Below are 23,717 nucleotides of genomic sequence, written 5' to 3'. Positions count from 1 at the left end.
TATAGTACAAAGCAAATGGCTGTTCCGTCGGGACAGCCATTTGCTTATCTCCAAGTGTACGCAAGTAACCGTATAAAGCCGGGAAAATTTATTCAAGTTCATTAACTTCTGGGAAAAGTATAAGTAATCCCAAGAAACGTATAAATCCAATCCTTCCATTCATCTGACCTTTGCATTATAAATAAAATTGAAAAAATAATGGCAAAGACAGTATTGATCACAGGCAGTTCTTCTGGCTTCGGAAAAGAGGCCGCAAAATTATTTCAAAAAAATGGTTGGAACGTAATCGCAACAATGCGTTCGCCTGAAAAAGAAACGGAACTAAACACACTGGAAAATGTGTTGGTTACAAAGTTAGATGTTCAAAATATTGACAGTATTCATTCAGGTATCAAAGCCGGTATTGAAAAGTTCGATAAAATAGACGTGGTGGTAAATAATGCAGGCTACGGCACGTTTGGCGTTTTTGAAAACGCAACGGACGAACAGATCAGGCGACAATTTGAAGTCAATGTTTTTGGCTTGATGAACGTAACGAAAGCAATATTGCCCAATTTCCGGGAAAATAAAAACGGGCTTTTTATCAATCTTTCGTCAATGGGTGGGAAAATTACATTGCCGATGATGAGTTTGTATCACGCTACAAAATTTGCAGTGGAAGGTTTTACGGAATCGTTGTTTCACGAGTTATATTCGCTCAACATTCACGTTAAATTGATTGAGCCGGGCGGTGTTGATACAAACTTCGGAAAAACTTCTATGGATTATATTTCTAATACCATCAAAGATTACGAGCCTTTCCTCGAAAATGCCAACAGTTATATCCAGAAATTCCTGGCTGAAAGAAAAGTCGCAACTGTTGAAGATGTTGCCCAAACGATATTCAATGCGGCAACTGACAATAAAGAGCAATTGCGTTATGTAATAGGCGATGACGCACAAAAACTCATCGACCATTTGCAACCGCAAAATGACCAGGAATATGTGTCGTATATGAAAAATCTTTGGGGAACAAAAAATCAATTATGATGAATAAGGTTAAACTAACAGTTTCCATTTTCGCATTCTTACTACTTTCGTTTTCTTGTTTCGCACAAGTTTCAGAAAACGTTACTGCTACCAATAGAGCAATCATCAAACAAGGATTTGAAGATTGGGAAAATGGCGTCGGGAATTTGTTTCCAATAGTAGCTGACGATGTAAAATGGACGATAGAAAATTATACGGAAAGTACCGAAGGTTTTGAAAGCAATCCTATTGTTTACAACAGTAAGGAGGCATTGCTTAACAGCGACCTGAAAACTCTTTATGCAAAACTGGAGGGCATTATCAAACCTAAGCTTATCGGTATTTACGCAGACGGAAATACGGTAATTGCTCATTGGCAGGGAACGGCAATGACAAAAGATGGCTTACCGTATATCAACACCTATGTTTGGCTGATGACGATGAAAGACGAAAAAATCGTAGAACTCACAGCCTTTTTGAATATGAACGTAATGAATAAGTTATTAAACAAGTAACAGCTGCAACAGAAAGAAAATGTTGCTGCGTTACTATGTGGGCGACGAACGAAAAACAGCGAAGCTGATTTACTGAAAACATTACGCCATTTATTTGTAAATTTATTCATTATGCCACAAAAAATAATAGACATAAAATCCATCAGTGAACTGAATGAAATTTACGAGCACGAAAAGCCCAAGCATCCGTTGATTTCAATAATAGATCTTGCGAAAGTCGGCAGACAAAGGATTCAAACCAATGCCATGTACCGTCTGCATTTTTATTCCGTTTATTTAAAGACAACGAAAGGTGCGATCAAGTATGGAAAGGCGCATTACGATTTTGATGAAGCCACGCTGATCTTTGTTGCGCCCGATCAGACAATTGCAGCGAACCCCAACATTGAGCTCGAACAAGGTTGGGGCTTGTTTTTTCACCCTGATTTATTGAACCGAACAGGGCTGGGAAAAAGCATTGGCAAATATTCGTTTTTCAATTATGATGCTAACGAAGCCCTGCACGTATCAGAAGAAGAAAAAAACACATTGGAAAATTGCATTGAAAACATCAAAAAAGAGTACTCGAAAAACATTGATAAACACACGCAAAGTTTGATTGTAAGCAACATCGAACTGTTCCTGAATTATTGTGATCGTTTTTACGACCGGCAGTTCATAACCAGAGCTAAAGTAAATAATGATATCGTGCAACGCTTTGAGCATCTTCTCAAAGATTATTTTGTACAGGAAACATTGATCGAGACGGGCTTGCCCGATGTAAAACATTTTGCATCGAAACTGAATTTATCGCCTAACTATTTATCGGATTTATTGCAAAAATATACGGGGAAATCAACGCAAGAGCATATTCATTTACAATTGGTAGAAAAGGCCAAAATATTATTGTGGAGTACCAACAAATCCATCAGTGAAATTGCATTTGATTTAGGGTTTGAATACCCCTCCCATTTCACAAAGATTTTCAAAAACAAAACGGGTAGATCACCAAAAGAGTTTAGAAACCTAAACTAAAACAGCCAATGCGCGTAGGCACTTGCCCTTAGTATCCGTTTGGCATTATGGCGGCCTGCCACCAAAAGTATAGCCCTGCATCAGACCAGACCTTTCTGTTGACAGTTTTTCGTAGATTTGAATCCCGATGACTGGAGATGCCGAAGGCCAAGCGCCAAACTGCTGCCCGATAGGTACCGCATCACAAAACGGCAACGATAAACAACAATAATGATGAGAGCAATAATTCTAGTGGGAATTGGGGGTGGACTTGGAAGCATTCTTCGCTACCTGACTTCTATGTTTGTAAGCAAACATTTTCCTGCAGCTTTTCCATTTGGGACACTAGCGGTCAATATGATAGGCTGCCTGATTATCGGTATATTACTCGGGTGCTTTGAACGACAGCAACTGACAAATCCTGACTTGAAATTTTTGTTCGTTACGGGTTTTTGTGGTGGCTATACCACATTTTCAGCTTTTGCGTCGGAAAACATCAACCTGTTTCAATCGGGCAACTCGCTGATTGCGTTCCTTTATATCGCAACTAGTGTTCTCATTGGTTTATTTTCCGTTTGGCTTGGATTATCGCTGGCCAAATTGTAATGAAAAGCTATTTGACAAATGAAACATCAGCTATCTTTAAGGAGTTTGGATCAAATGTGGCGGAAGTGCTCTGTATAAAACTTTGAGGAACAGAAAAACAAAAAAATGAGATGACTGTAAGAAAAGCAGTTCCAAAAGACGCGGAGTGGATTGCAACATATATTTTGCTGGCAATGAAAGACATTGTCTACAAGTTTATCGGTGAAAAAGATGAAAACAAGGCAAAAGAATTTATGCTTTACTTTACGAAAAGAAAAAACAATCAATACTCTTATGAAAACTGTTGGGTTGCCGAAGACGAAAACAAAGTGGTAGCTGCTGCTATTTTGTATGACGGGGCAGAACTAAGTGAATTGAGAGAACCAGTATTACACTATATAAAACATCAATTCAACAGGGATTTGGACCTGGAAGACGAGACACAACCGGGAGAATATTATATCGATTCCTTGGGGGTAAATCCAGATCAGCAAGGCAAAGGAATAGGCTCGAAAATTTTACGGTTCTTAATAGAAGAGTATGTAAACAAAGACCGGCAAACCTTGGGCCTGCTGGTGGATGACGACAATCCAAATGCGAAAAAACTATATCAAAATTTGGGTTTCCAGCTTGTTGAAAAGAAAGCCTTTGCCGGTAAAACCATGGAACATCTTCAGATAAGATAATTTATTGGCAAGAGACGGGCAAAATTTCACAGAATGTGACAAGGGTAAACCTGACATTCAGGACAATAATAGGTTAATAAAGCAGAAAAAGAAGCATAAGGAAAAACAAGGACATGGAATATCCACATGCATGCATCTTAAATCTTTCGTATATTTGCCAAATCAAGCATAAAAAGACCAGTTAATGTAGGATATAATTTCTTTCGGATAAGATAAATAATATAGCAAAACCGCTATTGGTTTGCTATGGTTTTTCACTCCTTAAGAAAGGAATTATGCTTACTTTACAAAACATCTCATACAGACATCCCAATAACAATTTGTTGTTTGACAATGTTCATCTAACTATCAAGAGACATGATAAAATAGCCCTGATCGGCAATAACGGCGTGGGAAAATCTATCCTATTGAAAATCATTGCCGGTGAATTGCATCCGTCTGAGGGGCAACGGATAGTTGGTACAGAACCTTATTATGTGCCTCAAATTTTTGGGCAGTACAATCAGCTTACTATCGCACAGGCTTTGCAAATTGAAGACAAACTCAACGCTTTGAATGAAATCCTAAGTGGCAACGTAACGGAAAATAATCTGACCGTACTTAATGACGACTGGACCATTGAAGAACGGTGCAGCGAAGCGCTCAATTGTTGGCAGTTGAAGGACGTTACTTTGATGCAAAAGTTGGGGACACTAAGCGGTGGACAAAAAACTAAGGTTTTCCTTGCGGGTATTTTCATCCATCGGCCAGAACTTGTTTTATTAGACGAACCCAGTAATCATTTGGATACAGCGAGCAGGCAATTGCTGTACGACTTCATTGAGTCCACGTCAAGCGCCTTAATTGTGGTAAGCCACGACAGAAAACTATTAAATCTCTTGGATACGGTTTGCGAATTGAGCCAACGAGAGATAACGGTTTACAGCGGTAATTATGATTTTTATGCAGCGCAAAAACAAATAGAAAACCATGCGCTAAATCAGGACTTACAAAGCAAGGAAAAGGCACTGCGAAAGGCCAAAGAAAGAGAGCGTGAAACGGCAGAACGGCAGCAAAAACGGGACACCCGCGGAAAAAAGAAACAGGAAAAAGCAGGTGTCGCCCGAATAATGATGAACACATTGAGGAACAATGCCGAAAACAGCACTTCAAAAATAAAAAATGTTCACGCTGAAAAAATTGACGGTATTTCACAGGAGTTGCAGGAACTACGCTTGACTTTGCCCGATATTGATAAAATGAAATTCGGTTTTGACAACTCGGCATTGCACAAGGGCAAAATACTATTTACCGCAAATGACATCAATTTCAGTTACAACACACAAGCACTTTGGATAGAAAACCTGAATTTTCAAATCACAAGTGGCGAACGCATAGCTTTAAAAGGCAAAAACGGTTCAGGAAAAACAACGCTGATAAAATTGATTTTAGGCAACATAGAAGCACGAACAGGAACAGTTTACAGGGCTGAGAACAACTCGGTTTATATTGACCAAGACTATTCGTTGATTGACAACAAACTAAAAGTCTACGAACAGGCCCAACAGTTCAATACTTCGGCATTGCAAGAGCATGAAATCAAAATCAGGCTCAGTCGATTTTTATTTACCAAAGAACATTGGGACAAATCTTGCAACGCTTTGAGTGGCGGAGAAAAAATGCGTTTAATGTTGTGTTGTTTAACAATCAATAAGCAGTCGCCTGACATGATCATTTTGGACGAACCAACCAACAATTTGGACATACAGAACATTGAAATCCTGACGGCCGCCATTAACGAATATCAGGGAACATTGATTGTGGTCTCGCACGACGAACATTTTCTGAAACAGATAACTATTGAAAGGACAATATCCATGGCATTCCCGCACACCTAGTTTTGAGGCAATTAAAATAAATCATGATGCTTCAACAATTTTGGGTGTCGTTCCTCAACACTTGTTTCTAATCAGCCCTGGTTGACCATCGACCACATGGGACGCTGTTTCAATATTTCTTTATGTACCAGGCAGTCCAAAGAGTGAGCTCCTGCCAAATAACCGATGCTCATCAAAAACTCATTCACGATTTCACCACCCGTAAACTTGAATGTTTTCTTGAATAGCTTCACCCATTCTTCCTTGGCCTTAGGATGGTGGTGTTCGAGCCATTTTTCAAATGAGCCATATTCATCTTGAATCCGTAAAATGACCTTAGCATTTTCAATAGCCGCATTGATTTTCAAACGATTGCGAATTATTCCCGCATCCTGTAAAAGCCGTTCTCTGTCTTTTTCTGTATAGGCCGCTACTTTTTTTATGCTGAAATTATCGTAAGCCTTTCGGAAAGAAACTTCCTTCTTCAGAATGGTTTCCCAACTAAGTCCAGCCTGGTTTATTTCCATGATCAGGCGCCCGAACAGTTCATTGTCGTCATGTATCGGGAAGCCATAATGATTATCGTGGTAATTTTTATGCAGGGCCCTTCTTTCTTCGGGCCGCATAGTTTCTATAGCATTACAATAAGACATAAGGTTCTAAGTGTTAGAATTTTTATTTAGACGCTAGGGGCATCGGATATGCTCTCTTCCTTAGCATTTTAATTTAGCATAGCAATCCCGCATTAACCCTGCTTTCTATACTGCTAATTTAAGAATAATCCTTGATAGCTGCATTAGTATTCTTCCTTATTGTAAAACGGTCCGCACATGGCCGTCAATAAAGAAATTCATTACCAAAGCATAACAAACCTGCAAAATTTTCGAGCTACCTTTGGTGAGATGATTTTTAAAGCAGCTAAGCGAATGATAATTATTTTATTAGGTCTCATAATATTTTTAGTTATTGCCACTTTCTTGTACATGCGCCAAGAAAAATTCGGACAGGCTCCAAGCGGAAAACGATTAGAATTGATTAGGCAGTCGCCCAACTACAGAGACGGAAATTTCCAGAACGTGCACTTTACCCCTACCCTTACGGAGGGCTACAGAATGACAGGCGTTATGTTCGATTTTTTATTTACGAAATTCCCGAGGCAAAAGCCCGTAGACACCATTCCTTCCGTCAAAACAGATTTACTGCATCTTCCTGCCGATAGCAATATCTTGGTATGGTTTGGCCATTCATCTTATTTTATGCAGATAGATGGTAAGCGATTTCTGGTCGATCCTGTTTTCAGCGGAAATGCCTCTCCTATTCCCGGCACTAACAAATCGTTCAAAGGTACCGACATTTATACGCCAGCCGATATGCCGCCCATTGATTATCTGTTGATGACACACGATCATTACGACCATTTGGATTATGAAACCATCATAGCCCTAAAAGACAAGGTAAAAACCGTCATATGCGGACTGGGTGTGGGTGAACACTTTGAATACTGGGGCTATCCATCGGAAAAAATCATAGAAAAAGACTGGAACGAAAGCATAGCGCTGGATGATGGCTTCACGATCTATACGGCTCCCGCAAGGCATTTCTCGGGAAGGGGATTTACACGAAACAATACCCTTTGGCTTTCCTTTATCTTACAGACCCCCACGCTCAAAATATACATGGGAGGAGATAGTGGCTATGACACCCATTTTGCCGAAATAGGCAAGAAGTATGGGCCATTTGACTTAGCCATTCTCGACAACGGCCAATACAATGTGGCTTGGCAAGCCATACATGCTTTGCCCGAAGAAGTATTAAAAGCTGCGGCCGACTTGAAGGCAAAACGGCTATTTCCCGTACACTCCTCCAAGTTCAAACTGGCACAACATCCTTGGGATGAACCCTTGAAAAAAATCACGGAACTGAATAAAGGCAACATCCCATTGGTGACGCCTATCATTGGCCAGAGCGTTTACCTGGATGACAACGCACAGGTCTTTACCGAATGGTGGAAAGGAATAGATTAATGCCAGGCAATACTACCTCTCTTCATGTGAATGTAAGACGGACTTATTGCTGAAATCGCGATGTAGCAACAGATAGGCAAAAAGTCCCATACCCGTACCCACGGTATCGGCAAAGAGATCCCACCAATCGCCGCTACGATAGGTAAAAACAGCGTATTGAAGTAATTCTACCAAGCCGCCTAAAACCGTGGAAATGAGAAAAACGGCTATTAACGGAATCCAATGTACAGTAGTGGTATTGTCCTTACGAGACCAGCCGTACAAAAGCAATACCGTAAAAACAAAAAAGGAACCTGTGTGCACCAGCTTATCCATTCCTTCAAATGTAGGCACTTTCTTCTCTGCACCATCCATAGGCATACAGGTGGTCACCAACACAAAAATTCCCCAAAGGATGGCCCAAATAAAATGTCTCATAATAGCGATTACATAAAAAAAGCATATATCCATATTTTTATGAACATATGCTATCCCCGAAAAAAAACGGAACTAGGCTCCTACCAATTCACTATAGGCATCGGCGCTCAACAACTCTTCGACAGTGCTCACATCCGAAATTTTTGCCTTTATAATCCATCCTTTTCCATATGGATCATTGTTTACGAGTTCTGGTTCTGCTTCCAAAGCATCATTGACGTTCAATACCGTCGCCGTTACCGGCATAAAAAGGTCAGATACGGTCTTGACGGCTTCTACGGTACCGAAAACCTCATTTGCTTCTATCGTATCTCCCACGGTGTTTACTTCAATGAATACGATGTCACCAAGTTCCCTTTGAGCAAATTCGGTAATACCAATGGTAGCCTCATCGCCTTCTACCTTAATCCACTCGTGATCCTTGGTATACTTTAATTCTGATGGAAAGTTCATTTTACGCTATTAATTTATATCTATGCCCGCTTTCTGGACGTTTCAAAACTTTCACCAAAAATATCACAATAACCCGAATAAGCAAAATTCCTGCAGACAACAATTCAAATTGATAAATAGAAGGAGACACTGGCATCGGATTAAGAACAATTTCAACCCTCTTTTGAGAAGCGACCCTTACTGCAAAAGAATCTTAAAGTTGAAGCCGAAATTGACATAAGAGGTTGCAAAAGTTTGTGATGTATAAGGCCTCATCATGGTACTATCATAGAACAACCTAATATTGAACCTTTTATTGATTAAATAATCGATAGACGGTCTTAATGTAATGTTTTTGCTACCAGCGGAAATTTCCACGAAGCTCACGTCCGAACGAAACACCTGTGTCTTCATATCGTTGAGCGCAAAATCAACCTTGAAATTGACGTCATTGCTTGTTTTCATGTGTCCAAACAGTCCAAATGGCATTTGCATATTGGTCATTCTATAGCCAAAACCAAACACAAAACCTTCATCCAGCAGCTGTGCTAGTTGCCCGTTTTGCATACTCAGGCTAAGCGTTCTGGATCTTCTGTATTCTCCATTAGCTGTCATGCTGTTTTTGAATCGGGTATTGATTCCTATCAATGGCAAAAACTGCTCCTGCAAGGTCACCTGTGTAATCTGATACTTCGGCAAGAAATTGTCGTTAAAATCCCTGATCGAGCTTGCACCATTGTTTTCGGCATAGCGCAACAAGGTGCTGTAACCGTTCACATTGTACGAGCTTCGGTATCCATGTTTGATTTCCATGGACTGCACCAATTCCGACAGCAAGGGGAGCTTACTCAATCCAGTATATGAAATATTCCAATTAGGTATAGGAAAGCTGGGAAATGGGTTTAAGCTTTGTTTTTCGACGCTTTTCCCTGTATAGGCGGATAAGAACGAAGCCAATAATACCTCTTGCGAATTCTCGCCATACCCGTCTGCGTATCCATCTATTTGGCCAATGGAATTGGGATTGGCACTTCCCAACCTGGTAGATGCTTGAGGCCTATTTGCCTGAAATTGCTCGAACAATTCGGCATTGCTTTTGAACGCCGTTTTGAGCGCAAAGGACGACACGCTATAATCGCCAGATTCAAACGAAGATACACTTTCCAACCCATCTATAGCTTCATTGAACAGAAACTGCGAACTTTGGCTTCTATTCTTTATTCGACTGGCCAACAAATCAATACGCAAACTTTTTATAGGTTCCAAACTTGTTCTTGCACTTAGATCCTCCCTCAAAGAATGGATATACAATTGCGTTTGTAGACTATCGTAGGTTATCCAATTGTTTGCGATGGCTTTGGCCCTAATATCGCGCTGACTTCCCAATATGAAGCCCCAGCCAGGTGCATTTCTATCAAAATCATAGCCAAGGATATCCGAATTGCCTACATAACCCGGCAAAAATGTTCCTTCCACTCGGGTAAACGCTGCAGTCACCTGCCTTATACTGGTAATAAACTGTTTGAGGATATCCAGGGCAGGCTGTGCCGTTGGGCCTTTCTGCGGCCTAAAGAAAGACCATTTATTGTATAAGGACGACAAGTTCAAAGTGGGATTCAGCTGAATATTTCTGGAATTTTGTATGGTATTGCCGAGATTGATATTCGGATCATTCAAGGTTAGCAGCGGTTCCGTTTGCCATACAAACTGCGACCCATAGCGTGTAGTAAGACTAACCCAATCCAAACCAGGCAACTTGTTGATGGGAACATCATAGGTAAAATTGATCATGTGGTTGTAGTTGGTATTCCTACCCAATCGCAGAAAATTACGCCACATCGTGTCTCTTTGCGCAGAAGTAAGCTGCCCTTCGGCCTCGTCCACGACAGACAAATTGGTTGCATTGAAATCTAACCTCAGCGATCGGGTCAAATTCCAGCTAAACCCATATAACCTGGAAATAGTGAAATTCTTATTGTAAAGAGTCCCGATATTATTATCCGATACATAGTCGGTAGTTACCCTATCTCTGTAGGTATTTTCGGCATACATACGCTGCGCATCTACCCTGAAATTAATCAACGAAGGTTTCAAATTGAAGTTGAACTCAGAAAGCAATTTGGTGTATTTACCCTTAAACAGCTTTTTTAACGGCTCGAAGTAATGTTCTTCGTTCTGAATATAATCGTAAGATAAAGATGCCCTATAGTTCTTTTGCACCGCGTTTTGCGTCAAATAATCCCTGTGATAATACTGATTGAAGGCATAGGAAGCACTAAAATTTTCTACGTCCCACAGCCGTACAGGTTTTTCGCTATCCATTCTCAACTTTCTCACATTCATGAAGCTGATTCCTCTCCGAACGGTATAGTCCTGAACCATTCTCAACAGGGAGTCCTGCTGGGTGCTGTTCAAGCGCTGCAGTGCGGTTTTCAATTCTATATCGGGCATCAACGGATTGTATTCCGGCGTACTTATTTGATTCGAATAGTTGAAATACATGGGTATCTGAATACCGGAAGTAGCAGGAAAGAACTTGCCCAATTGCATGGCCGTACTGATATCCAGCATTTGGATGTCACTGCGTTGTCGCTCCCATATACGCTTATCGATATCTCCAAAACCAATGGTACTCTTAGATCCGGCAATGGTCACATCGGCAAAATCGGCCAACTTTGCGTTTAACCTAGCCGCTGCCGCCCATCCCCCTTTTTGATCAAAGTCGGTCAATCTTAATTCATTGAACCATATGATACCCGATTTATCCAATCCATCGTCCGAAGAATTTGGCAATGCCAAGGGATTTTTAACGCCCAGCATATAAAATCTAATTTTGCTTAGATCTGGCTGCCCCTTGATGGTCACTTTATTGCTGCCATCCATAAAAGTGTACGGAACATCTATTGCCCAAGGGCTTCCGTCGGGATTTATAGCCCTATCCCTTGCCTCTTTTGCCTGTTGAAATAAATTAAGTTCTACATCAAAACGGTTTTCTTCCGGCCAGATCAACTCGGCATCTGACGTTCCGGACAAGGTGGTTGTTAAGGCTAATTCGTACTCATAGTAATTTTCTACCCCATCAGTTCCCACTCGTATAAAAGCATTCAAATCACCTGAGCGCAGGTACTCGCCCTCGGCATGGACAAACATGCGCAGGTTTTTATAAGCACGGAAGTCCGCTGTAGTTGTTTTATATGCCGCGCGACCGTAGCCGTCCCTCAGGTTCTTTACTTCTAAGGAGAGCGCCTGCTCGTTCAGCTGTACGTTCGTATTAAAATTGGCATTGTCATACTGCCTTTGTATACCCGGTGGTGTCACATAAGGTATAGGTAGGCGCGCCCCATTTTCTTCAATACTGACCGTGGCAATTTCCATTTCGGAATTGTCAACAGCTGGATTGCTAATGGAAGGATCGGCGATTACTTTATAGGGTGTTTTCTCAATGTTAAAATCGCGCCAATCACCCCGTACCAATTGGAATCTGGCCAAGCGAAGGATCGTGGTATCGGCAAAGTTGGTCATGAACGTGCGCATGAACCTAATAGACTTAAAATCCTGGATGTCGCCCACCCTGTTCACATAGTCATAGATCGGTATACGAATCTGATACCATTTCACACTGGTTTCCACTCCATTAGGAAGCTCTACGGGGGCTTCTATCATGTCAACCACATAATTTTTTCCTACTTGGAGATCTCCAGGCCTTATCGAAAGCTTATATTCATAATACTCGTCCGTCTGGTTCATCGTATTGTCGCGGTTCACATCTTCGCCATCGGGAGTCAAAGTGGATGCCGCTGTCTGTATGCCATCCTCACTCAAAGATTGCTCGGCAGTCTTGCTGTTCCCTTCCGTTCCGTTGAAATATTCGTACCGTTTCAATATCCCTGCATTTTCGTTGTCCCATTGCTGACCGCGGAAGTATTTAAAGTTATCTCCAGACGGATCTTCCAACAACTGCTGATAGGCCGGCGGTGCTAATAGTCCTTGTACATTGTTCAAAAAGTTGCTATGATGAATACGTTCATCGTCATCATTCAATGCATCCAAACCAACGTCTTGTATGGCTCTTGCAGCACTACTATTGTCAAAAGCCTGTGTAGACGGTTGCAATCTGGGTACTCGGCCCCAGCTAGTTAGGTCCATATTGGAATAGTCTCCATTACTGGGGATGCCATTCTCCACAGAACGCCTTCCATCTTTCAATATATCTTCGGAAATATTCCCCAAGTTGAAATAGAGGTCACCCCCTTCGGCATTGGGTTTATACGCAAATGGATCCATCATCCACAGCTCGATATATGCCACATTTTGGGCTTCAAAATCGGGTGTAGTTATCTGGCGAAATATCCCCCCCCATCGCGCTTTGGGATTTGCCAATGTCCCATCCATGTTGACAGCATTCGTTGAGAAGTTATACATGCCTCTCGACATCGGATAGTAGGCCAAGTCCAAGGTTGTCATAAACAGTGGTTGCCCTGTAGTTGTACTCTTATTGGGGAATACCTCCTGTTCCAAGACTTCACGAACATAATGGTTAGACAACTCAATAGGATTATTTCGAATATTGCTCGGAGTTGTAGCATCATTTGTCCTATAAAAAACGGGGTCTATGTTATAGAACGCCAATTTCGCCCGGTTATAACCATAAGCCAAATCGTCCGTAAGGGCATGCTCTGGAAACATTTGCGGGGTACCGGATATTTGCCAGGACAATGCTCCTTTCAGGTCAATTACTGATTTGGTATATTCAAAATCATCTATATAACTCACGCCTCTTTCGCCCCCAATCATGTCCAATGCGCTGGCATAGCCAGGCTTAAGCGCCGCAAATTCACCGTAAAATGAAACGGAAGACTCTTCTTTGGTATCCAGAAATGGGATTTTATCCACCATTCGGGTCAACCACCTGGAAGGCGAATTATAATTGACGTCGAAGCCGTACATGGAATTGTTTATGGGCTCCTGAGTGATGTTGACCTTTTGCGTAAGGGGCATTTCGGACAACTTGAGGTAGGTGCCGCCTAGCTGAAGCTTCTCATTGACCCTATAGTCTAGCCTTGAACCAAGGAAATTTCGTTGCTGCAGACCGAACAGTTCATTGTTTTCCAGCCTAATCTGTATAGGTTGTCCAGCACTCAATACCGACTGGTTTATTATACTGACGCTGCCTATATCGTAGTCAACGATATAGTCTGTTCCTTCCACAAGCGGAATATTGCCGGCCACTACACGCACTGATCCCCTAGGAACGTTGATGGCATTCAGCGAATAGCTGGATCCAGATTGCGACTCATATTTTCCTCGTATCAGATAGCGATTCTTATTGGCAAACAGCTGCTGCGCTATGACCTTAGTGGAATCATATAATGGATAATAAGTGTATTTTTCTATCAGTTGCGCTTCGGTATTGGGGTCAAACTGCTCGGCCAAGTCTCTACCAAAGGGTTCTAGTACAGGAAACATAATCCTGCCATGCTCCGCATCTATTGTAATGCCGGGCAAAAAGTCAAAAACACCATCGGGCTGCCTGTCTTGCTGCGCATTCAAGCGGTCAAGGCCCACTAGCTGTATCCAGGACTTATCTTTTAGCTGCTGCCCTTCAAACATAACCGATCTTTCGGCACCTGTTTCATCCTCCGTCCTCGTAATATTCATTACGAAATTGGTGGGACTCACTTGATATGCGCCCAATGAATAGATATTCTTCATCATCAAGTCCCAAACGGGCAGATTTGGTTTCAGAACATCACTTTTCAGCAATTTGGTAAAAAGCACTTGCGGATTAGTTGGCGTAACTGCGATGTCCGTAGAAAACTCCCCCACTTGATACTCCCTGCCATTGGCAATATACCTATATGCCACGGATACGACCTGATCTGCATTGAGAGGCATGTTCAATGAGATATAACCTAATCGAGCATTTAAGGTAAACTCCTGTTCGGTCAGCTTCCGCGCATTTGACAGTGTAGAATAATTATTGCTGCCACCACTATTTTGGAAAAAGGTAGATACCGCATTGGAAGACGAATAGCGTGCGTCGGTCTGTGCCAAAAGATTAAGCAGCTGATTGGAAGGAGCAGGGAAATTACCGTCTCCAGTTGGCCCCGCCGAAGGATATACACTGCCTCCACCACCTATTCCCTGATTATACGGCGTGTTTTCTCCCAAATCCATCAAGGCAACGATATCCCTATTGCCGTCAATCGTGTTGCTTCTATTAGTAATCCAAACCTCAATCTGTGTAATATTGATGTTAGAAACCACGACTGGAGCATTAGCTAAGGCCTTATTGTAATTGTCCCGAAAATACTGCGCCAGAAAAAAGTGTTTGTTTTGCTCATAATTATCGGCTGTGAGTATAAATTCATTGAGCTTTGATCCATTGCTAATATTGATGACCTTAGTTTGTGATCTTTGCTGTGACAAAACTCCCGTAAATTGCAATTTTCCGAATTTCAGTTGTGTCTTTACTCCAAAAAGGGATTGGCTGCCCGAGATAAGATTGGACGTAAGTGGCATACTGACATTCCCCACCTCAATTCGTTGTATAATATCGTCATCCTTACCTACATAGTCAAACTTAATTTGATTCTCGAAATCAAACTGTGCTTCGGTGTTATAATTGGCCATGACACGCATCCGCTCACCCACCTGCCCAGTTAGGTTCATTTGGATACGCTGGTCAAAATCAAAATTGAACTGTTTGCGCTGACGTTCTGTGAACATGGGATTCGTATTGTTGCTCTTTTGTCCCATGAGCGTCATATCTACGCTGCCTCGCGGCACGATATTTATCGTGTTCCCCCCGAAAATGCGTTCAAAACTCTCACTATTTATTCTTATCGGCGAAATCAGCCCTGAATTCAGGCCTTGTGCAGAATACTTTTTGGAAAGATTTGTCCAATTCTCCCTCTTTAGCAACTCGGCCTCATAACGTTGATATTCCTCCAATGAGAATATACGTGGCACACGGAACTGGCCATTCCCTATCCTTTCCCTTACTATGTATTGATTCGTTTTGGGATCATATTCTACTTCACGATAAATATTCGAAGGAGCAAAGCGATCAAAAGCCCTTCTAGAAGGGTAGAGATCTATGAAAGGTCGATCGGGAGAATAATAAGTGGTCTTGGCTGTATCCGATTTGGAAACTGCCGATTCTTCTACCTGCTGCCCATATAAAGGTGATAAATTTGATATGCAACACAAATACAGAATCCCAAGAACGCAAAAGTACAATTTCACTTCATGTGGTATATAAGTATCTAAGAATAGAACGAAATCCTTACGTGAAAAAACTAACCTAAAGTTTCCAGTGCGAAAGCACCCCTTACCATCCTATTAAAGGATGGGATATCAATAGGCTTATGTACTATGCCATATATATCAAGGTTATCCAATTCCAATTCTTGATAATAGGACGTCAGTGCTATTATTGGGACACCTACTCCCATCTTATCCTCTCTCAAACGTTCAATAAAATGAACCCCATCCATCACGGGCATAACTATATCGGTAATGATCAAGCCTGGAGTATGTCCTTCTTTCATCCATTTCAAAGCTTGTTCACCATTGGATTTGATTATTAATTGATAGTCTCTGTCCAATACTTTTTTCAGTAAAATCTGTGTAATCAAAGAATCATCTATGAGTAGAATTTCGTTTTTCATTCGAGGGATAATTGTTATTCTTATCTAAGTGATATTCATAAATTGTTGATGTAGCCGGTTATTCGTTGAAAACAATCCTATTTAGATTGATCTTGGACAAATATAAGTAGTATTTAACTTATTTCTAATCAATCGCCACATGAATTATCTCACTAATAAGCACAAAAAGAGCCAATTATCACATATATATCACATACAACAAAAGGCATTGTTGGCATCTTTACCATTCGCGCCCGGCACATGGCGCGAAAAGGCGGCAGACCTCCCGGTCGTGCCGCCTTTTAGTTATGTCCTTGGCCCGGCGCCCTTGGGCCGCCGCCTCATTTCTTCAGTATCTTCACCTCCACCCTACGGTTGAGCTGGTGCTCTGCCGAGCTGCACTTGGAACCATCCGTGCAGCCGTTCACCGGCTGTGTCTCGCCGTAGCCCCGCGGGGTCAGGCGGCCGGCGGCTATGCCCCTCCTGACAAGGTAGGCCACCGCCGAGGCGGCCCGGCGCTCCGAGAGCGACTGGTTGTAGGCATCGCTGCCGCGGCTGTCGGTATGCGCCGACAGCTCTATCTCCAGCCCCGGGTTTTCCTCCAGCACGCGCGCCAGCCTGTCCAGCACGGGGGCCGCGTCCCCGCGTATGTTCGACTTGTCGAAATCGAAGTAGATGCCCTCCAGGCGGAAGCTGCTGCCTACCTCCAGGTCCGCCACCTTAGGCAGCTCGCCCCCCGTAGGGCTCACCAGCGGCCCGTTCAGGTCCGATACCGGCACGCCCCCGTCGTCGCCGTAGTCATGGCGCGACTCGGAAAGCACGCGGAACTCGGTACGTCGGTTCAGCTGGTGCTGTTCCTCCGTGCACTGCACCCCGTCGGCGCACTCGTTCACCAGCCTGGTCTCGCCGTAGCCGCGGGCCAGCAGGCGGTCCCTGGCTATGCCCCTCTTGACAAGGTAGTCGACCGCCGACTGCGCCCTGCGCTGCGACAGGGCGAGGTTGTAGGCGTGGCTCGCGCGGCTGTCCGTATGCGAGGACAGCTCGATCAGCAGCTCGGGATTGTCACGCAGGGTGGCAACGAGCGTATCGAGCACTTTGGCCGCATCGGGACGGATGTCGGACTTGTCCAGGTCGTAGTATATGTTCTCCAATTTGAATATCCGTCCCTCGCTGAGCCTGTCCAGGTAGATGGCCACGTCCAGGGTATCTCCCCCCTTCAGGCCGGAGGTGCTGGCCGAAGCCCGCCCGTCCAAGTAGCCTGTCTTGGTGCCGAGCAGCCCATAGCCGGTTTCCGGATCCACCTCGAAGAGGAAAGTCCCATCCGCCCCGCTGGTGGTGCGACCCAGCAGCTCACCGCCCGTGCCCTCAAGGCTCGCCCTGGCATCGGCCAGCGGCCTGCCGCTCACCTTGTCGTACGTGGTACCCCTGAGTATCAGCTTGGGAATGGCCCTTGCAAGGCTGAAGGAATAGATATCGTCGTCACCGGCGCCGTCCTTGCGGTTGGACGACAGGAAGCCCACGTCCGTATAATCGGTCGTGGAGACCAGCGTATAGGAGAAGTCGTCACCGGCAGAGTTCACCGGGTAGCCCATGTTCCGCGGAACCGTCCAGCCGCTCCCGCTCCCCTCGGAGCTGAATATGTCAAGGTTGCCCATCCCCGGGTGCCCATCACTGGAAAAGTAAAGCCTCCCGTCGGTCCCGAAAGTGGGGAACAGCTCGTCGCCGCCGCTGTTTATGGCCGTTCCCGCGTTCTGGGGTTTCCCCCAGGATCCCTCGGCACTGCGCTCGCAGTACCAGATATCGGTGCCACCCTGCCCACCGGGCATGTCCGACACGAAATACAGGAACTTCCCGTCCGGACTCGGTGCGGCATGGCCCACCGAGTATTCCTTCACCGAATTGTAGGCAAAGGGGCGCTCGCGCCAGCTCTCGCCCTCCCTGACGTACAGGTACAGTTCGAGGTTCCTCGTACGGTAGCGCTCCTTGCCCTGTTTTTCCTTCTTGGCGTCCTTGCCGCCATAGGTCCTGGTCACGTACAGCGTGCGCCCGTCGGCCGAGACGGCCACAGGCCCCACGTGGTAGCTGCCGGAGGCAAAGGCCTCGCCCGTCCTGCCCTGCGGCAGGAGCCTGCCACCATTGTCCTTACCAGCGATGTTGATGCCCAGGAAGCCCTTTCCCGTCCAGCCGTAAACGGCCTTGCCCGTACCCGGGGCCTCCTCGGCCACGTAGTACACGCTGTCGCCCATCACTACGGGCGAGAACTCCGCAAGTACCGTGTTCAGCGCACGCTCGTTGGCCACCCTGTGCCCCGTGGGGCGCGCCATCCACGCTATCGCCGAGTCGCAGCCGGCGATGGCATCCACCACCTCCTCGCCGCGGCCCGTCGCATCGGCATACCTCTGCAGCACCCGCTTGGCCTCCACGTACTTCCCGTTGCCCTTCAGCACATCGGCATAGGCCAGCAGCTGGACCGGCTTGCTATCCTCCGATCCCACCACGCGGGCGTACCAGTTCTCGGCCACCTCGTAGCGGTTCATCCGGCGGTAGCACTCGGCAAGGTACTCCAGGTGCTCGGTCTTTGGACGGTCCCTGTCCACCAGTACCTCGTATATCTCGGCCGCCCTGGCATATTCGTATTGCCCGTACAGCTTCCTGGCCCTGTCGGCAAGGGAGGCCTGTTCCTGCCCCTTTGCCATGGGAGCGAAAAAAAACAGCAGGAGGCATGCCAGCGGCATAAACCTGCCCGCGGCAGACCCCGGATGCTCCTCTGTGCGCTTGCGTATCGTCATGTTCATCTCTTTATCGTTGAATGGGATAGAATTGCTAAAAAAACCTCGGACTGATAAGGCGCTCGCCGCGCCGTGGAAACGTCAGTCCCAGCGTGATCTCGTGCGTGCCGTTCTGCACCGAGCTAAGCTTGCTCAGTATGTGGTCGTAGGAATAGCCCACGCGCAGGCGGTCCGTCACGTATACCTGTGCTATGCCCGAGAAGGAGTTGCTGCGCTGCAGGTCTTGCCCCGCGGCATAGGCCCTGTCCCAGACGTTCAGGCTCATGCGGTAGCCCCCGCCAAGCCACAGCTTGCCCGCGAAGATGAACATCGCGTTCAGGTCTATGTTCGTCGGCCCCCGGAAATCCTCCATCACCATCACGCTGGGCCGAAGCTTCAGCCCCCCCTCAAAGTCCACCAACGCACCCCCTATCAGGTACATGTGCCGCTTGCGCATCAGGTTGGTAATGGAGTTGGCATCCCAGCGGAAGATGTTGTTCGAGCCGTCGCCAGACAGCAGGTCCATCACCGATGCCCCCAGGTACCACTTGGGCGCATAGTAGTACACGCCCACCCGTATATCGGGGATGAGGTTGCTGATCTTGCCCACGGGTACCGTAGGGTCCACGGGGTTCACGCCCAGCAGCTTCTCCCCGTCCAGCCCGTACTGCGTCACCCCCGCACCGATGCCGAAGCTCAGGCGCTTGGTGTCGTATGCATCCAGGCGCAGCCGGTAGGCATAGTTGGCGTATGCCGAGGTGGCGCTCTGCGCCCCCAGCCGGTCGGACGTTACCTGCAGGCCCACGCCCGTGTTCTTGCCCGCGCCCAGTACCCCGTCTACCGAGAACTGCCCCGTTCGCGGAGCACCGTCTATCCCCGACCACTGGTCGCGGAAGGCCATCTGGGCAAACCACTCTTCCTTGTAGCCGGCATAGCCCGGGTTGACGCTCAGCGAATTGAATATGTACTGCGTGAACTGGATGTTCTGCTGCGCCCCGGCCTTACCGATGGCCAGCCATAGCATCGCCGCTATCGCGACGGCCCTCATTCCTTGCTTGTCCATGTATATCTCTTTCTGTCTCCTGTTTTCCTGTTTTCCTTAAAAGGGCCCGGGGGGCCATTGCAATCCCCCGGGCCCGTGGGCCTAGCGCCGCTTGAGCAGCACCCAGCCCTTATGTACTTCCGTCCTGCCTTCCCTGTGGGTCTTGATCAGGTAGTAGTACGTACCCTCGTTCAGGTTGTTGCCATCCCATTCGTCGCGGTAGTTCTCATTGCTGTATACCTCGCCGCCCCAGCGGTTGAACACGTTCAGCTCTATGCGGTCGAACTGTTCCCTGCCGACTATCTGGAAGCGGTCGTTTATGCCGTCGCCGTTCGGCGTGAACACGTTCGGGATAAAGAAGCCCGTCACCTCCACCCTTACCGTGGCCTCGTTGCTCACGTTGCCGTTGGCATCGCGTACCGTATAGCCGAAGCTGTCACTTCCGGTATAGCCTGGTTCGGGCGTATAGGTTACCGTGCCGTCCGCATTGACCACCACCGTACCGTGCGATGGGCCGAAAGTGATCGTAACGCTGCCCGGATCCAGCGGCGAGACGTCCGCCTCGTCGTTGGCCAGTACGTTGACGGTCACCGGCGTGTTGAACTCGGTCGTGGCGCTGTCGTCATTGGCGACAGGAACCGTTGGTCTTACGGTAATGCCCACCGTGGCCTCATTGGATACCTTGCCATCCTCGCCCGCTACCGTGTAGGTGAAGCTGTCGTCTCCTGTGTAGCCCTCGTTCGGCGTATAGGTCACCGTGCCGTCGGCGTTCACCGTTACCGTACCGTGCTCCGGCTCTACCACGATGGTCACGCTGCCCGGATCGAGCCCGGTGCTGCCCGCCTCGTCGTTGCCCAGTACGTCTATCGCAACCGTGCCGTTCTCCGTTACCGTACCGGTATCGTTATTGGCGACAGGCGGCAGCGTTGCCTCTACCGTGATGTTCACCGTCGCCTCGTTCGAGGTCAGGCCGTTCTCGTCGCTCACCGTGTAGGTGAAGCTGTCGTTTCCGGAATAGCCCTCGTTCGGGGTGTAGGTTACCGTGCCGTCGGCGTTCACCGTTACCGTACCGTGCTCCGGCCCGGTCACGATGGTCACGCTGCCCGGTACGATCGGGCTGCTGCCCTCCTCGTCGTTGCCCAGTACGTCTATCGCGATAGTGCCGTTCTCCGTTACCGTACCGGCATCGTTATTGGCGACAGGTGGCACCTCTGGTACGGAGGCCTCTACCGTGATGTTCACCGTCGCCTCGTTCGAGGTCAGGCCGTTCTCGTCGCTCACCGTGTAGGTGAAGCTGTCATCACCGGTATAGCCTTCGTTCGGCGTATAGGTTACCGTACCATCGGCGTTCACCGTTGCCGTGCCGTGCTCCGGCCCGGTCACGATGGTCACGCTGCCCGGTACGATCGGGCTGCTGCCCTCCTCGTCGTTGCCCAGCACGTCTATCGACGTCGTCCCATCGTTTGGCACCGTTACGGCATCGTCATTGGCAACAGGTCCGTCCCAGACGGTTACCCGAACCGTTGCCTCGCTCGTCTTGCTAGGATCCAGCAAGTCGGTAATCCGGTACACCAGTTCGTACTCGCCGGCCGGTGTGCCCGGTGCTACCACCACGTCGGTGCCATTCAGCGTGATGCCGCTGTGCGAGCTGCTCACCTGTTCTATGCTCACGTTATCGGTAGTGGCGCTGCCCGGCGCCCCGCCGTTGTATATGTCATTTGCCAGTACGTTGGTCACCGCAGTGCCTCCCGCCTGTCCGCCTACGCTACCTTGGTCATCAACAGCCTCCAGCTCATCCGTGGTAACGATGACCGTTACCGTGGCCTGTTGCCTGTTCGATGGGTTTGCAAGGTCGGCTATCTCGTATACCAGTTCGTAGGTGCCCGCCGGGGTGCCCAGGGCAACAACCACCGAGGTTCCCTCGAGCGTGATGCCACTATGCGTACTGCTCACGAAGCTGACATCTACGTTATCCGTTGTTGCCGGAGCTCCGCTCAGGCGGTCGTTATCCAATATATTGCTTACCGCGGTACCGCCCGTATGGCCGTTGGCGCTACCTTCGTCGTCCACGGCCAGCACACCGGTAGCTACGATCGTTGGATCACCTACCTCAGGCGTGGTCGGGTCGTCCGAGTCAACAGGGCCGACCGAGCCGCCATCAGGATCCTCGCCCGTAACGGTGGCCTGGTTAACAACCTGGCCCGCCACAAGCTCGTCCTCCGTAGGCGTGTAGACAGCCGTGCCGGTCGTGCTAGCGCCAGGAGCAAGCTCCGTGGCACCCAGTTCGATCGCAGCCGCTATCTTGTCATCGCTGACGGCGATGCCGCTGATCGTGACGTTGCCCGTGTTGGTAACCGTGAACGTGTATGCTATCGTGCCGTCGGACTCCAGCGTGCCGACCTTCTCCAGCAACAGGGACGGAGATGCGATTGGTTCTGGCGTCACCGTAGATTCGTTGTTGTCGGGGTCAGGGTCGCTCGTCGGAGAGCTCGCAACCGCCGTGTTGGCGTAGCTGCCCTCCTCGTCAACGGTGGCTGTGAAGCTTACAGTCGCCGTGCTGCCGGCCGACAGCGTGCCGACCGACCAGGTGATCGTGCCGCCCGTTTCCGTGCCGCCATCGTTGATCGTGCCCAGCGTATAGCCCGTAGGAAGGGCGTCGCTCACCGTCACGGAGGCCGCTGGCGATGGGCCCGCGTTGCTAACCGCGATCGTGAAGGTAACCTCCTCGCCCACGTTCGGGCTCGCGTTGCTAACCGCTTTCACAACGGACACGTCCGCGCACGCCGGCACGGTCACCGTTACGGTAAAGGTGGCACCGGCACACCCGCCGGTCACCGACGTAGGGGTGACCGTATAAGTTACAACCTGCGCGGTAGTGCTCGTGTTGATCAATGTCTGGCTTATGGTCGATCCCGATCCAGCGGACGCACCGCTAACGTTCGGGTTGCTGGATACCGTCCATGTAAAGGTGGAGAGAACCGTATTGGCCTCCATGGCATTATCTACGTTTGCCTGTAGGTTGTAGTTCAGCTCTCCCGTGCAATCTACGCTCGTATTATCGTCAGAGCCGACAGGATTTGGATCTATGACTAGATCGATCGCATTGGAGATAACCGAACAAGTTCCGTTGGATATCACCACCCTGCCCCTGGCGTCAAATGACTCATGCAACAGGCCCGCGGGGATATTGCTCAAGGTGGCCGTGGCCGTGTTTGCTCCCACAACCGTTACTCCCTCAGCAGCCAGCGACTCCGCAGGGAACCATTCCCCTGCGTTTACCGTAGGATGGCTGATCTGCCACTGGTAAGTCAGCGTGCCGGCGTCTCCTCCGGGAAGGGAGGCCGTCACCGATGCACTTACCACGTTTATGTCGGCACAGATACGCACATTTTGAGGTTGCGTATCGATCACAGGGAAGGCGTTAACCGTCACCGTCGCTACGTCCGAAGCTACTGGCTCACAATCGCTGCTTACCACCACGTAGTAGTAGTAGGTGCCCGAGGTGGCCGTCGATGGCGTATAGGTAGCGCTGGTGGCTCCGGCTATCGCCGTGCCCCCTGTGGTGCTGGCCGTCGTGTTGCTGTACCACTGGTAGCCCAAGGTGCCCGTGCCGCTGGCCGTTACGACAAGCGCCGTGGCGCTCTCGTCAACGCAGTAGACCGCGCTCGCCTGTGGCTGGCCGGTGATGGTCGTCTCCTCGTTTACGGTAACCGTCGATACCGTTGAGCTTGCCGTGCCA

General features: G+C 47.8%; 16 protein-coding genes. 8 read left to right on the top strand and 8 right to left on the bottom strand.

Translation table 11 applies throughout. From position 1 onward, the window contains the following. Nucleotides 1-198: 198 nt before the first annotated feature. The 6 genes from A37S_RS0118285 to abc-f all read left to right on the top strand — a co-directional run bounded on the left by A37S_RS0118285 (nt 199) and on the right by abc-f (nt 5,664). Nucleotides 199-1,029 (top strand): SDR family oxidoreductase, encoded by an 831-nt coding sequence (locus tag A37S_RS0118285; protein WP_028298241.1) that lies wholly within the window; start codon nt 199-201, stop codon nt 1,027-1,029. Next, nucleotides 1,026-1,523, top strand: a complete 498-nt coding sequence (locus tag A37S_RS25240; protein WP_157278833.1) for a nuclear transport factor 2 family protein — start codon at nt 1,026-1,028, stop codon at nt 1,521-1,523. The genes A37S_RS0118285 and A37S_RS25240 overlap by 4 nt, the downstream gene beginning before the upstream one ends. Before the next feature lie 111 nt (nt 1,524-1,634). Beyond that, the gene (locus A37S_RS0118275) at nt 1,635-2,537 is read left to right on the top strand and encodes a helix-turn-helix domain-containing protein (protein ID WP_028298240.1); all 903 of its coding nucleotides are present in this window, start codon (nt 1,635-1,637) and stop codon (nt 2,535-2,537) included. 210 nt (nt 2,538-2,747) lie between these two features. Beyond that, a complete protein-coding gene (gene crcB, locus A37S_RS0118270) occupies nt 2,748-3,122 on the top strand; it encodes a fluoride efflux transporter CrcB (protein ID WP_028298239.1) in 375 nt (124 codons plus the stop codon). 110 nt (nt 3,123-3,232) lie between these two features. Beyond that, nucleotides 3,233-3,787: a GNAT family N-acetyltransferase gene (locus tag A37S_RS0118265; protein WP_028298238.1), complete on the top strand. Its 555-nt coding sequence runs from the start codon at nt 3,233-3,235 to the stop codon at nt 3,785-3,787. Nucleotides 3,788-4,062: 275 nt separating this feature from the next. Continuing rightward, entirely contained in the window at nt 4,063-5,664 is a 1,602-nt protein-coding gene (gene abc-f, locus A37S_RS0118260) for a ribosomal protection-like ABC-F family protein (RefSeq protein ID WP_028298237.1), read from the top strand. A gap of 71 nt (nt 5,665-5,735) precedes the next feature. Here the strand turns inward: abc-f and A37S_RS0118255 are convergent, their stop codons facing one another. Further along, on the bottom strand, nt 5,736-6,296 hold the full coding sequence (locus A37S_RS0118255; protein ID WP_028298236.1) for a DNA-3-methyladenine glycosylase I: 561 nt from the start codon (nt 6,294-6,296) through the stop codon (nt 5,736-5,738). 330 nt (nt 6,297-6,626) lie between these two features. Here A37S_RS0118255 and A37S_RS0118250 point away from each other — a divergent pair, with 330 nt between their 5' ends. After that, on the top strand, nt 6,627-7,667 hold the full coding sequence (locus A37S_RS0118250) for an MBL fold metallo-hydrolase (RefSeq protein WP_211229817.1): 1,041 nt from the start codon (nt 6,627-6,629) through the stop codon (nt 7,665-7,667). Nucleotides 7,668-7,679: 12 nt separating this feature from the next. On the opposite strand, the gene A37S_RS0118245 is transcribed toward A37S_RS0118250, so the two are convergent. The 7 genes from A37S_RS0118245 to A37S_RS25225 all read right to left on the bottom strand — a co-directional run bounded on the left by A37S_RS0118245 (nt 7,680) and on the right by A37S_RS25225 (nt 23,116). Then, nucleotides 7,680-8,084, bottom strand: a complete 405-nt coding sequence (locus tag A37S_RS0118245; RefSeq protein ID WP_036603120.1) for a VanZ family protein — start codon at nt 8,082-8,084, stop codon at nt 7,680-7,682. Nucleotides 8,085-8,156: 72 nt separating this feature from the next. Next, nucleotides 8,157-8,537, bottom strand: a complete 381-nt coding sequence (gcvH, locus tag A37S_RS0118240; RefSeq protein ID WP_028298233.1) for a glycine cleavage system protein GcvH — start codon at nt 8,535-8,537, stop codon at nt 8,157-8,159. Between the two features lie 177 nt (nt 8,538-8,714). Then, the gene (sov, locus tag A37S_RS0118235) at nt 8,715-15,728 is read right to left on the bottom strand and encodes a T9SS outer membrane translocon Sov/SprA (RefSeq protein ID WP_245586422.1); all 7,014 of its coding nucleotides are present in this window, start codon (nt 15,726-15,728) and stop codon (nt 8,715-8,717) included. 89 nt (nt 15,729-15,817) lie between these two features. Further along, nucleotides 15,818-16,189, bottom strand: coding sequence for a response regulator (locus A37S_RS25235; protein WP_051293282.1), 372 nt, complete (start codon nt 16,187-16,189; stop codon nt 15,818-15,820). Nucleotides 16,190-16,509: 320 nt separating this feature from the next. Beyond that, nucleotides 16,510-18,963 carry an OmpA family protein gene (locus tag A37S_RS25230; protein WP_245586421.1) on the bottom strand — a complete coding sequence of 818 codons (2,454 nt, stop codon included), beginning with the start codon at nt 18,961-18,963 and terminating at the stop codon, nt 16,510-16,512. Nucleotides 18,964-18,991: 28 nt separating this feature from the next. After that, nucleotides 18,992-19,999 carry a PorP/SprF family type IX secretion system membrane protein gene (locus tag A37S_RS0118220; protein ID WP_036603101.1) on the bottom strand — a complete coding sequence of 336 codons (1,008 nt, stop codon included), beginning with the start codon at nt 19,997-19,999 and terminating at the stop codon, nt 18,992-18,994. Between the two features lie 81 nt (nt 20,000-20,080). Then, nucleotides 20,081-23,116 (bottom strand): Ig-like domain-containing protein, encoded by a 3,036-nt coding sequence (locus A37S_RS25225; RefSeq protein ID WP_281169879.1) that lies wholly within the window; start codon nt 23,114-23,116, stop codon nt 20,081-20,083. On the opposite strand from A37S_RS25225, the gene A37S_RS27230 reads away from it, so the two are divergent. Beyond that, nucleotides 23,064-23,285 (top strand): hypothetical protein, encoded by a 222-nt coding sequence (locus A37S_RS27230; protein ID WP_157278829.1) that lies wholly within the window; start codon nt 23,064-23,066, stop codon nt 23,283-23,285. The genes A37S_RS25225 and A37S_RS27230 overlap by 53 nt on opposite strands. Nucleotides 23,286-23,717: the final 432 nt, after the last annotated feature.

Source organism: Olivibacter sitiensis DSM 17696 (assembly GCF_000427965.1).
Taxonomy (GTDB): domain Bacteria; phylum Bacteroidota; class Bacteroidia; order Sphingobacteriales; family Sphingobacteriaceae; genus Olivibacter; species Olivibacter sitiensis.
This window is presented reverse-complemented; position numbering and strand designations above follow the sequence as displayed.